General features: G+C 60.2%; 11 protein-coding genes and 1 pseudogene. All 12 read right to left on the reverse strand.

The window, feature by feature from the left end:
• Positions 1-116 precede the first annotated feature (116 nt).
• The gene (locus AC1DYM_RS22400) at positions 117-629 is read right to left on the reverse strand and encodes a DUF4189 domain-containing protein (RefSeq protein WP_477342164.1); all 513 of its coding nucleotides are present in this window, start codon (positions 627-629) and stop codon (positions 117-119) included.
• Positions 626-1,114 carry a DUF4189 domain-containing protein gene (locus tag AC1DYM_RS22405; RefSeq protein ID WP_477342183.1) on the reverse strand — a complete coding sequence of 163 codons (489 nt, stop codon included), beginning with the start codon at positions 1,112-1,114 and terminating at the stop codon, positions 626-628. The genes AC1DYM_RS22400 and AC1DYM_RS22405 overlap by 4 nt, the downstream gene beginning before the upstream one ends.
• Positions 1,115-1,342: 228 nt before the next feature.
• A complete protein-coding gene (locus AC1DYM_RS22410) occupies positions 1,343-1,861 on the reverse strand; it encodes a DUF4189 domain-containing protein (RefSeq protein ID WP_477342166.1) in 519 nt (172 codons plus the stop codon).
• A 273-nt stretch (positions 1,862-2,134) separates the two neighbouring features.
• The gene (locus AC1DYM_RS22415) at positions 2,135-2,632 is read right to left on the reverse strand and encodes a DUF4189 domain-containing protein (protein ID WP_477342168.1); all 498 of its coding nucleotides are present in this window, start codon (positions 2,630-2,632) and stop codon (positions 2,135-2,137) included.
• A gap of 25 nt (positions 2,633-2,657) precedes the next feature.
• Positions 2,658-3,728, reverse strand: coding sequence for a TrbL/VirB6 family protein (locus tag AC1DYM_RS22420; RefSeq protein WP_477342170.1), 1,071 nt, complete (start codon positions 3,726-3,728; stop codon positions 2,658-2,660).
• A 77-nt stretch (positions 3,729-3,805) separates the two neighbouring features.
• On the reverse strand, positions 3,806-4,603 hold the full coding sequence (locus AC1DYM_RS22425; protein ID WP_477342172.1) for a hypothetical protein: 798 nt from the start codon (positions 4,601-4,603) through the stop codon (positions 3,806-3,808).
• A 38-nt stretch (positions 4,604-4,641) separates the two neighbouring features.
• Complete coding sequence (locus tag AC1DYM_RS22430; protein WP_477342174.1) at positions 4,642-7,101, reverse strand: VirB4 family type IV secretion/conjugal transfer ATPase; 2,460 nt, start codon at positions 7,099-7,101, stop codon at positions 4,642-4,644.
• 58 nt (positions 7,102-7,159) lie between these two features.
• On the reverse strand, positions 7,160-7,474 hold the full coding sequence (locus AC1DYM_RS22435; RefSeq protein ID WP_046966117.1) for a VirB3 family type IV secretion system protein: 315 nt from the start codon (positions 7,472-7,474) through the stop codon (positions 7,160-7,162).
• Entirely contained in the window at positions 7,467-7,913 is a 447-nt protein-coding gene (locus AC1DYM_RS22440) for a TrbC/VirB2 family protein (protein WP_477342177.1), read from the reverse strand. Before AC1DYM_RS22440 ends, AC1DYM_RS22435 begins: the two co-directional genes overlap by 8 nt.
• Before the next feature lie 825 nt (positions 7,914-8,738).
• Positions 8,739-9,156, reverse strand: a pseudogene (locus AC1DYM_RS22445) (lytic transglycosylase domain-containing protein); the annotation flags it as partial.
• Between the two features lie 38 nt (positions 9,157-9,194).
• Positions 9,195-10,235 carry a P-type DNA transfer ATPase VirB11 gene (virB11, locus tag AC1DYM_RS22450; protein WP_477342179.1) on the reverse strand — a complete coding sequence of 347 codons (1,041 nt, stop codon included), beginning with the start codon at positions 10,233-10,235 and terminating at the stop codon, positions 9,195-9,197.
• Between the two features lie 7 nt (positions 10,236-10,242).
• Positions 10,243-11,319, reverse strand: a 1,077-nt coding sequence (locus AC1DYM_RS22455) for a TrbI/VirB10 family protein (protein WP_477342181.1), incomplete at its 5' end; no start/stop codon positions are given.

Genomic DNA, 11,319 nt, shown 5'->3' on the forward strand with positions numbered 1-11,319 from the left:
GGCGTGGACTATGTGATCCACGACTCAGTTTTCCGGCGGCGTGCTACAGCCCTTGGTGTCTGTCAGGAGTTCATGCCGAGTGCGGCGCGGTTTAGTTCCAAACCAGCCGCTGCCTGCTATCTGACGCGGGACGGGAGACTGCAGCCGGCGTAGAAAACATGGCAGCTCGAAAGACTCTTGTTCGCACACGCATTCATTCCCTTTTGGCTTGCCGCTTCTGTGGTTGACGCTCCATAAGTGTCGGAGTTTGTATCGCTGGCAATTACGGCAACGCACTGATTTCTGTATACGTCGCCACGCTTGCAGCCATTGTGGTCACGCTTCTTACAATCGGCAATCGCCTCGTCAACAGCTGCTTGCTCGGACGATTGCCCTGCGGCCGCTCCCGAAATTCGGTCCGCCTCATCGACTGCAAGTGCGCCCCATCGGTCTTCCCATTGCTCGGGTGGGATAGCTTGCTGACCGACGGTTTCTGCTCCGGGTATAGGAACGCAGGTCTTCCAGCCCTGACCTTGTTGGGGATATTGTCCTAGTGGACAGCCACCCTCAGCATGGGCACTAGCTAGCACGAGGAGAGCGCCCAAGAAAACGGTTGCGTGGATGAAGAGGGTCGTTCTTGCGTGAGTCATTGAATGCGCTGAGGAAGGCTACAGGCTGAGTAATAAACATGGCAGTTCGTGTCTTCCTCACTACATTTTGCCAAGGCCTGACGCTCCGCACTGTCTTTCATCGGGGCGCCTCTAGTGGCCATTCTCTTGTCTCCCACCACCATGGCAACGCAGCCATTACGGTACGACACTTGCACGTCACAAGCGGTCCCTCCCTTTGCCTGACAATCTCCCATCGCGCGCGATTCTGCCTCTACAGCGGTAGCCGCTCCGACCGATGTGCCTAGAGCGCCCTTGGTCGCGTCCGTCGCGATTGCTTGCCATTTATCGACCCAGCGCTCAGGCACAGCATTACTGTCGCCGCCAGCCGCATCGCCGGGGATAGGGACGCAGGTCTTCCAGCCTTGTCCTTGCTGCGGATATTGCCCGGGAGGACACCCACCTTCGGCGTGTGCAGTCGACGCCGTAAGGATGAGAATTCCCAGCCATATGAGAAAACGCGCCATTTGCAGCGTCAGATTCTCGTTCAAGCTCGCCACCCATTCCCCTGTCGCGGATAAGAGCCAGGAGGACAGCCTCCTTCCGCCAGTAAGAGAGGACTGTGGATTGCGATCAAGAGGAAAAAAGCGAATCGGTATATGTTCATGTCAGGTGGTATGGCTGAGTGCTCGAGTCATTGACGGCTTTCGTCTGGGGGACTGGCGCGGCGGGTATTGTGGATCGAGCATCGGTGGCTAGTTTCGCCGAGGGACGCTGCACCCTTTGTAGTAGACCTGGCAAGTGGAATCTCCATCGGAAGCACAACTGCGCATGCTCTTTTGAATGGCATCCTGTTCCGTTGAGCCACTGGCTACGCTGAATCCTTTGCTGCCGACAGTCATGACTCCGCACCCGTTAGCGTAAGAGGCATTGACCTTGCAGGTGGATCCGCCTTTTTCCTCACATATGGTCACGGCTCGGCTCTCCGCCGAGTCAAGACTTGCCATGTTGTCCACAGCTCCCAAGATCCCCTTTATGTCGTCGGTCGCTACGGCCCCCCATTGCGGAATCCATGTGGGGTCCTGCCGTTGGGGCGACGCCCCTTGTTCATAGCCGGGTACCGGGACACAGGTCTGCCACCCATGGCCTGATTGGGGGTACTGGCCTGGAGGGCACCCGCCCTCTGCATGAGCCCGACTAGAGCTCAGCAGTAGAAGAGACAACAGAAAGAGATGTATCGGACTTGCGTTTCTCAACACGACTAACCACTCCATTTCGTCGTGAATGACGTCGTTCGGCGATCCGGTTACATGACCAGGTTGTAGTCCTGATGAGAAGGCGCTGCTTTGGTTCTTTGCGTGATCCTGTGCGCCGATAGAACACTGCTGACCTGGCCAGCCTATGACCCGGCTCAGGTCTGGCGGAAGCGCCCGAGAATACGGAGTAGATCAGAGCAATACCGAAGTTCCTCGGAAGAACATCGCAGCTTCAGCCGACTTTGATTTAACGATCTAGCGGGACTGAGCGCGTCTTCCGTCCGCTTCCTTTCACTGAACGCGTATCGGTAGGCTACAAGACGAATAATACGAGGCACAGGCGGAATCACCGTCAGATTGACAAGTCTGTATCCCTTTCTTAATTGCATCCTCCTTCGTGACTCCTGTCGCTACCGCAAACCCTTTCTCGCCGACCGCCATCGCGCCGCAGCTATTGCCATACCATGTGCGCATCCGACAATCAGAGCCACCTTTGGATTTGCAGTCGTCAATCGCAGTTTGTATTGCTGCTTCCTTCGTGAGCTTGGCGTCGGCGGTGCCAAGTATTCCTTTTTTTCCGTCGGCCGCTATTGCTCCCCAGCGATCTTGCCAGGCTGGCTGAGGTTGACTCGTTTGTTGAGCATCTTCGTATCCGGGAATCGGGACGCAGGTCTGCCAGCCCTGCCCCTGCTGAGGGTATTGGCCGGGCGGGCATCCGCCCTCCGCGTGTATGGGGCTTACCCAAGAAACAATCAGTAGGGCGAGGAAAAAGCATGCATTCCTAATCATGTTGAACCTATACCTGCTGTTTACGTCAGCGCTTGATCTGTTCTTGCGCGGGAGGCTGAGTGCTCGCCGTCACGCGACTTGCCATCGCGGCGTTAGCGAAGCCTGTTTCATCATACTTTGATGCTCCGCCACCAACGGCGGCTGCATGAGATCCGCCACCCCAAGACCCAGCCGGCTGCCCCTGCGGCCCAGGCCTGGCGCCGGCCCCCTGGAAGACGGAATAAGTGAGCGCGCTACCCAACGTCCCTTGGAAGAACATCGCAGCCATCGGCGGCACCGAAACAATCAAGATCGACAGGAGTAGGCCAACGCCACCCTGTTGCATCGCAATGCTGGTCAGGCCTTCCGTGCTGTTACCCAGAATGGAATTGATGATCTTCGCAYCCCAAAGCGCTTCGCTGATCTTGACGGTGRGGTCCAGCACCATGCTGGCTACGACGCTCAGCAGCGCCATCGAAAATACCGTGCCGATGCCATACATGAGCCATCGCTTGAACAGGTCTTTTGTCTGATCGAAGATCAGGCACAGGATGAAGAGTGGGCCGAGGCCGATGAACAGCGCCATAGCGAACTGGTAGAGAAGAAGCATGGCGCCGGCGACCATGGGAGGGCTGGCGGTGCCGAAGGTCGCGATCCAGCTGGAGCGGTCGCGCGCATTCTGCATTTCGGTATCGCCGGGCACGACTTGCACCGCGTTGATCGTGCTCAAAGCGATCTGAGTGTAGGCGAGGTTCTTATCGATCGAGTCGGCCGTGGTCTCGTCGCCGTTTCCGGTGAACAGCTGATGGACTTCCTTGTCGACATCGGTCGTGAGGAAGGTATGCAGGTCCGATCCCATAACCGCCATGGTCGTCGCTGCGGCGATGACGACCACGATGCGGCCCATGTTGATGACCACCTCCATGAGGCTCTCGCGCGATCGACCCGTCATGATGCGGAAACCCTGAACCAGGATGTACAGCGTCACCAGGGTCAGCGCGATGGCGCTGGCCCAACTCATCAGTCGGTGCATGAGGTCCATGCCGAAATCATGGATCTGTTTGTTGAGGTAATCGTAGACCAGACGGTAGTAAACGTAATCCGCAATATTTGGCATGTTGCCTATTTCCAGTGCCGGCAGGCTGAGCTTGCCGTGAAGTGCGAACCGGGCGGTCCGCTGCTTTTCATGAGCTCTCAGTTACTAAACGCTGCCTTCATGGCGGCGACGTTGACCAGCGTGCCCAAGGGGCTAGGTTGTCCGTTCATGGCGCGGCGCGCCAGGATGGACTGCATCTGCTGAAGCATCTTTATTTGAGTGTCCTGCTGGGCCATGCTGGATTCCCAATTCTGTCGCGCGGTGTCCAGGTTCTGTCCGTAGCGACCCGCGGCTTCGGCGACCGATGCGAGGTTGCCGGGCGACTGAGCAACTTTCGACAGGCGGTCCTCTTGGATGCCGGCCAGGTCCTTGCTCGCGGCCGCAATAAACTGGAGATAGTCGACCGTCATGTTGTACTTGGCGTTCTTTGACATCACGATGAGCTGGCACAACTGCTTCTGTTGCTTGACCACGTCGCCGCCCATATTGGGAAGGAATGACTGCAAGGCGGTCGTGATATCGCCGGAGAGGCCGCCGCTCACGCCAGGGCACTCATCCGTCATGCCGTAGTCATCCGGGATGCGCTTGAACTGATTCTGCAAGGCGAAGAGTTGGAAGTTGATGGACTGGAGCTTTACGAGTTGCTCCTGCCAGAACGCGACCTGTGCCGTGTAATGGTCGAGCACGGCCTTGTACTGGGTGGCGGTGTCGGTCCATCGCTTGGCCTGCTCTGCATACTCTTTTACCGCCTTCAGAATCGCGGAGTTATCTTGAGTAAACCACTGGGCCTGCGTTGGTTGCGAGTACGAGCCAACAGCTAGTGTGAGGCCAGCCGCCAGGAAGGCTTTGAAGAGCGACGCGGTCAGGGACTTCCGCAGGTAGGTCTTCGAGGTCATAGTCGTTGAGTCCGTGTTCGACGATGTCACTGGGATGGTCATGCTGCCCGCCTGGATTTGTTCGGGGTGGGGCTGGTAGTACCCTTGCCGCTTCCCTTGCGACTCTCGTAGAACAACTCGAGCCACTGTTCCGGGCGCAGTGCATCGGGGGACACGCCTTCCGCTTCGGCCCGCACCTGCAGCACCTCGTGCATGATCTCGATGTTGTCAGTCGAGGCGGAGATCACCGCCAGGGCGTCGTCCATGCCTCGCAGGTTGAGCTGGCAGACGGCCGAACCGTGACCCTGCTTGACCAGGAAGCAGCGTGAGCGCTCGTCGAGGCTGACCACAACGTTGTATTCAGCGTCGGTCAGCTTCAGGCCATCCACGTAGTCCTCGCGGCTGGCGTTGGGGTTGGGCAGCAGGATCATGGTCGCGGTCTGTTCCACCAGCGCGGAGGCGATGTCGCTGGCTAGCGCGTCTTCCGGGCTCTGTGTAGCGAAGATGCCCATGCCGTTCTGCTTACGGATGGTCTTCTGCTTGTTCTTCGCGAACTCCTTCAGGCCGCCCTTGCCGTCGAGGATCTTCCAGAACTCGTCCATGACGTAGATCAAGCGACGACCGTCAATCAGCTCTTCCAGACGATGCAGAAGGTAGTTGATGACCGGGGCGCGGACTTCGGGGTTGTCGATGATGTCCGTGTAGTCGAAGCCGATGATGTTGGCCTTGCTGAGGTCGACGGTGTCGCGCGGATTGTCGAATACCCAGCCCAGCGCGTTGCCGGCGGTCCACTTGCGCATACGGATAAAGATGCCGTCGTCACCAAGGTTCGGCAGGCTCTTCTGGAAGTTGGTCATGTTGCGCAGGTGCATCGGTGTGTCGAGCATGCTTTCCACGGCACGGAAGATGTCTTCTTCCTCGCGCGAACTGTAGACGCTCTTGCCGGCCAGCACCTTGATCAGGTTGCCGAGGAACTGCACGTTCTCTTCGTTGCGTTCGCACTGGAAGGGGTTGAACCCGGTGGGCTTGCCGTTCTCGAGCGCGAGATAGTTACCGCCGCAGGCGCGCACAAAGATCTCGGCGCCGCGATCCTTGTCGAAGAAGAAGATGGTCGGTGCCGGGTCGAGCTTTTGCACCTGGCTGAGCAGGAAGTTGATCAGTGCCGTCTTACCGGTACCGGATTTACCGATGACCATGGTGTTGGCGATTGCCTTCTCACCCAGCGAGTTCTCGGCAGGGTGGGTGGCGTGGAAGTTGAAGTAGTAAGGCTGGCCGTTCGTGGTCTGCAGCGTCGTGACGCAATCGCCCCAGGGGTTCTGGTCTTTCTTGCCCGTGGCGAAGTTGTGCAGCGGCGACAGGCCGAGGAAGTTGAGCGAGCTGACGTTTGCCAGTCGCGTGCGGTACTTCCAGTTGCCGGGGAACTGCGCATAGAAAGCCGAGGTAACGGCGAGGTCTTCCTTCACCGTGACGAAGCCCGCGTTCGACAGTTCCGCACGCGTCGTGGCTATCTGCTGGGACAGCGCTTCCTGGGTCGGTGCGTAGATCGCGATGGTGAAGTGGTACTCACCCAGCACGAAGTTGCCTGACGCCAGCTGATCCATGGCGTGATCGAGTTCGATGATCTGGCTGACGGCCTTGTCGCCGGACGAGACCATCATGCCCTTGGTGCGGTCCAGCGCTTTGAGCGCATCCTGACGGCCCATGGGCGTGAACGAGTGGGTGACGACGTATTCGAAGTCGAGGAACTTCAGGCCGTTGAGGATGCCGGGGTAGGTGGCATCCACGTATTCCTTGAGGTTGAGAATCGCGCCGAAATGGTTGACGCCATTGGGCGTCGTCAGCACGAAGTCGCCCGTCTTCGCGGAGAAACGCTGGCGACTCACGGGCAGGTAATCGTAGACGGGTGCCTTGAGGACCGGCACGGGCTCGTCGATACGGTTGAGAATGAACCCGAACAGCTCGAGAACTTCGGAGAAGACGATGCCGTTCGAGGCTTCGTACATGCCAAGGCGCGTCGGCGCATAGTCCTTTAGGACGGCCTCAATGTTGCCCGCGAGCTCGAGGACCTGGGCGATTGCCTGGGCCTGCTCGGCCTCGAGCCGACTCACGTCGGCACTTTTCTCGGCGAACGCTTTGCCCTGGACGATCGGACGATAAATCATCGTCAGGTAGAGCTCGTTCTGCATCAGCTTCTGCGTGGAAAGCGCTTCGTAGTACGCGTCGGACAGCGTCTGGTTGAACGCCTCGCCGAATTTGGACTTGTTGCGGATGCCACGGCGTCGACGGATGTCGTGTACCCAGAACGCCACGTTGGTGTAATCCGGCGCACGCAGCGTCTGCAGCATGCGATTGAAGCTGTTGTGACGGTGTTCCAGCTCCCACTCTTCGCGGCCGACGAACGGCAGCCCCCCGAGACGCCAGGTCAACAGGAAGTCGCCACCCCGGGTCTTCACCACCGAGGGCGAAACATGGGTGGACAGGGCGATGTGTGTCGAAATCGGAGCGTCTGGAGTGAACATGGTCATCGGTACCGGGTGAACGGGAAGGCCCTGGCACGGTGTGCCAGGGCGGCTGTCCTTACTTGCGTTTCTTTTCCTTGGACGCGTCGCGGTAGTTGTTCGGCGTGAACACCCACATTCCGTCGTGCTCGGGCACGTTCCGCACCAGTGTCTTGAACCTCAGGCGAAGCGCGAGCAGCCGGAAGATCATTTCGTCGCGACGCGCCATCTGGCGCATCACGAAGACCGAGACGGGAATGAGCAGCAGGAACCAGAAGTTGAAGTACATCGCCAACAACAGACCCGTGCCCGTCCCCATGAAGAACGGGATATAGGGCACGCCCATGAACATGGGCGGGCGGGTGCAGCCGCGAAATAGCGCGTTCTTATGCATGGAAATGCATGAAGTGCATCGCTACGTTGATCGCGTCGATCATGAACGACGCGGTACCGCTGCCGCCGCTGCTCTGGGTGCAGGCCGAGGCACCGCTGCCGCTGCCGTTACCGCCGACGACCATCTTGGCGACCTGCGCCGCGGCGCCGATCATCACGCCACCGATGAGGGCCGGAGCCACGTCGGCAATGCGCTTGTGCGCGAAGGCGATACCGTAGCCGGAGAAGATCACAGCGATCGTCACGACGACGATGGAGGCGGCGTTGAGCAGCGAGTTGATGTCCTGGAAGAAGCCGCACACTTTCGTGCCCGTTTCGCCGACCTGCGCGAGCGCGAGGCTCGGGATCATCAGGGCGGCCACGAGGGCGAACGTGCCGATGGCGTTCATCAGCGGCTTCTTGGACGTGGCAAACGCCTTGGACAGGGAGGGCAGGGCCATCACGAGGTTCCTCTTTACGGTTTGGATATTGACGGCGACATGCCGCCGGGCTAGGGACGGGGCCGCGGCGCGGACCCGGGTTGCGGTGGCCCGAGGGCCGACGTGACGAGGCAGGGACTCCGTCACGCTTAGAGGTGGTATGAGTTCAGAAGACGAAGGCGCCATCGCTGCCTCCATTACGTAGGTCGGCGGGATCCTGGCGTGGGCCAGGTTGCACAGCCGGAGTTGCGGTTCCCTGCGTCGGCGCGGCATCGCGTGGGCCGCGGACCTGGGGAACGAAAATGTTGGGATCGCCGGCCGGCTGTAGAGCCTGTGCCGGGGCACTCCCCGTGGCATTGGCCGACACGCCGATCTGCGACATGACGGCAGCGGTACCGGGATCGGTGCGAATGCGCCCAGGCTGCGCAGTCAGGTCGACCTGAGGAAGGCGAGCGCCGACCTGTGACATCGCCGCGGCCGTGGCCGGATCCGTGGGGATCGGGCCGAGAGGTGCCTCAGGTGTCGGCGCCAACGCCGGGTTGGTGACCGGAACGACACCGGCAGGCAGGGTTTGCGTGGGCAGGCTCTGCACCTGGGCGAGCATCTGCGACCGTGCCAGCGCCGCGGTGGCCGGCGTACCGGTCCCCGTCGCCGACGCGACCGCAGGCCCGACGATCGACGCGGTGGCGGCATCGACGACCCGACGCATGGCGACGCGGTAAGCCGGACCATCCGTGGTGATGCCGGTAACGCCGTTGCCGACACTCACAACCCGCACGGGAACCTTCGCCGCCTGCAGGGGAATCGCCTGGGCGCCGGCGATCATGCCGCTCTTCGCCATCGAGTTGAAGATGCGCTGTACGTAGCCGTCCTGGTAGCCCGTCGTGAAATTGCCGGAGTAGTAACAGCTGAAGGCCTTGCCCCAATCCTTGCCGGCGCTGGCGTAGCACTGGGCCAGAATCTGTGAACCTGCACTCAGGTTTGGGCAGTACTCAAACGCCTTCTCGAAAGTGTCGAGTCCGTATTTGCCGAGATTGGCCCGGTTCACCTGCGCCACGCCCAGTGAATAGTTGTAGCCATTCTTCTCGAGCATGCGGACCGTGGCGACGGCCTCAGGAAGGTTTTGTGGTTGGCGCACGAGCTGACCGCCCACCACACCGATGGCGTATGGGTTGCGGCTCGACTCCACATTGACGACGTGCTGCATCACCTCGGCCGGTACGGCAAGGTTCTGACAGCCCATCATTTCCATTCCTGGTACCACCCTTGAAGCTCCTGATTGATGACCGATGTGTGTAAGCGTTACCCCCCGTCTGCGCTTAACGCGCGAGCGGGGTTGAAATCGATACCGGTGATATAGCGCCGGCCCCCGTGTGCCTTGATGTGAACGACGATGTCGATCGTCAGCATCAGTAGTCGTTTGATCGTCGCGAACTCCAGGCCCGCACCTTCCGTGGAAGCCTTCACCATCAAGGCGAGCTGGTCCCAGGTCTGCTCGACGCTGCCCGCATGGCAGCTTGTAATCGACCCGGGGTGACCCGATGCGCAATTTCGGATGAAGTAAAACGACTCATCGCCACGTAACTCGGCCAGGATGATCCTGTCCGGCTTCATGCGCAGGCAGGCTTCCATGCAGCTCTTGGCGGTGACATTGGCGGCGCTTTGCCCGCCCTTGGAGTAGATCAGGTGCACGACATTGGGCTGATCGATGAACAGTTCGCGCGCGTCCTCGATCGTGACCAGGCGTTCGTCATCGGGAATGTGATGCACGAGCGACTTCATGAAGGTGGTCTTGCCGCTTCCGGTCGCACCGGAGACGACGATGTTCTTCTTGTTCAGCACCGCATGACGGAAGAAGTCCGCGTAGCGGCGTTCGGCGCGCAGTCCGAGCAGTTCGTGGTCGGCCTGACTGATCGTGTTCGCGCCTTCGAGGATTTCGTTGAAGAAACCATCCTCGCTGTACTGCGCGAGGGTGCGTGTCTCCTTCGACGGGAGGCGTATCGTGATCGATACGCGGCCGGCTTCGCAGGCTGGCGGTATGACGAACTGAGCTCGCTGTCCGGTGGGGAAGGTCAACGACACCACGGGATCGGTATCCGTGATGCGCTGTCCGGTATTGCTCTCGTTGACGACCGCAGTGCAGAACTGGCGCGCACGCTCGAAGGTCAGTGACGGCACTTCCACGCGCTGCCAGCCACCCCGGCGCTCGAGATAGAGCTCGCCGGGGCGGTTGATGCAGATTTCGGTGACATCCGACGAGGCAAGGAAATCCTTCACGCCCAGTACTTCGTACTGGTAGTCCAGGAAATCGTTGCCGATCGATGCCAGTGCGCCGTCGTCCATACTCGCCTCAGTACCTCGCTATCACGCCGGTGAAATCAACGTCCCTGGCAACGTAGATCGCCAGCACCGTACCCTGATTGATCGTTACCGTGGCAGGACGGTTTGCCTGACGTTGCACGGCCGAGTTCGCGAGCTGCTGAATCGTGTCGGCGGTATTGCTTTCGAACGGACTTTGCGTAACGACGCCGTTGCTGATGGTTGTTTGGCGAGGGCCGTGTTCAGCTGCTTCGTATTTGAATGCGTCGCTGAGCAAGCTGATAAGCAGTGCCGCACCGATACGGCTTCCCCAGTGAGCGTTGTAGTTGCCGGGATGCCCCGCGCCTCCCAACGTGTCGATGCCGGGGCTGGCCATGTTTACGTCGATGCCGGTCGGGGTGACGATGCGGTCCCATATAACGGCGACACGTGGACCGTTCGGCTCCATCTCGTACTTGCCAAGGACTTTCGAGCCCTTTGGCAGAAGCAGGCGCTTACCTGTGAACGAATATATGGGTTCAGTCACGACACAGGACGTGAAGCCCGGTATGTCGGTAATGATGCGGGTCTCGAGCACGCAGCGAATGAAGGTGCCGCGCAGCATCAGCGTATCCGGATGCTGAAGCGGCGTTGCATTGGAGACTTCCGGTAGTTCCTTCGCGGTGTAAGCGAGGTTGTTGGTGGCGCTCATCCGCGGCGCCTGCGCACCGCCTCCGGGCATACCCAGCATGCCGAAGCCGCCGGCGCCGCCAGTAGCGCCCGCGTCAGGAGCGGGCGCTCCTGCACCTTCGGCAACAGCCTGGAAACCGGCGCCGTTGTTTGCGGCGGCGATGCGACGTTCGAGCAGCGTAGGCTGGTGTGGCCCTTCAGGCGCTACCTGCACGGGCACCGGCGGCGGAGCGCTGTTTTGCACTGGCGGAACGAAGGGGGCCAGTGCAATCGCGTCCGGCTCTTTGGCCGGCTGGTTGCCGAAAGAGGGGCCTGGTGCGGTAGGCGCGTCGGGCACGACGACGGTTTCTTCTCGCCCCTTGTTTACGGGCTTGTCTTTGGTTCCGGATGTATGAAACAACCAGAAGGCAACGACCACGAGAAGCACGACGATACCGGC

It is taken from the genome of Luteibacter sp. P1_D3, assembly GCF_056406135.1.

Excerpts from the sequence above, each read along its gene's own strand:
- AC1DYM_RS22440 (WP_477342177.1), bottom strand. The coding sequence starts at position 7,913 with ATGGCCCTGCCCTCCCTGTCCAAGGCGTTTGCCACGTCCAAGAAGCCG.
- AC1DYM_RS22400 (WP_477342164.1), bottom strand. The coding sequence starts at position 629 with ATGACTCACGCAAGAACGACCCTCTTCATCCACGCAACCGTTTTCTTG.
- AC1DYM_RS22410 (WP_477342166.1), bottom strand. The coding sequence starts at position 1,861 with ATGGAGTGGTTAGTCGTGTTGAGAAACGCAAGTCCGATACATCTCTTT.
- AC1DYM_RS22430 (WP_477342174.1), bottom strand. The coding sequence starts at position 7,101 with ATGTTCACTCCAGACGCTCCGATTTCGACACACATCGCCCTGTCCACC.
- AC1DYM_RS22425 (WP_477342172.1), bottom strand. The coding sequence starts at position 4,603 with ATGACCTCGAAGACCTACCTGCGGAAGTCCCTGACCGCGTCGCTCTTC.
- AC1DYM_RS22435 (WP_046966117.1), bottom strand. The coding sequence starts at position 7,474 with ATGCATAAGAACGCGCTATTTCGCGGCTGCACCCGCCCGCCCATGTTC.
- AC1DYM_RS22415 (WP_477342168.1), bottom strand. The coding sequence starts at position 2,632 with ATGATTAGGAATGCATGCTTTTTCCTCGCCCTACTGATTGTTTCTTGG.
- virB11 (WP_477342179.1), bottom strand. The coding sequence starts at position 10,235 with ATGGACGACGGCGCACTGGCATCGATCGGCAACGATTTCCTGGACTAC.
- AC1DYM_RS22405 (WP_477342183.1), bottom strand. The coding sequence starts at position 1,114 with ATGGCGCGTTTTCTCATATGGCTGGGAATTCTCATCCTTACGGCGTCG.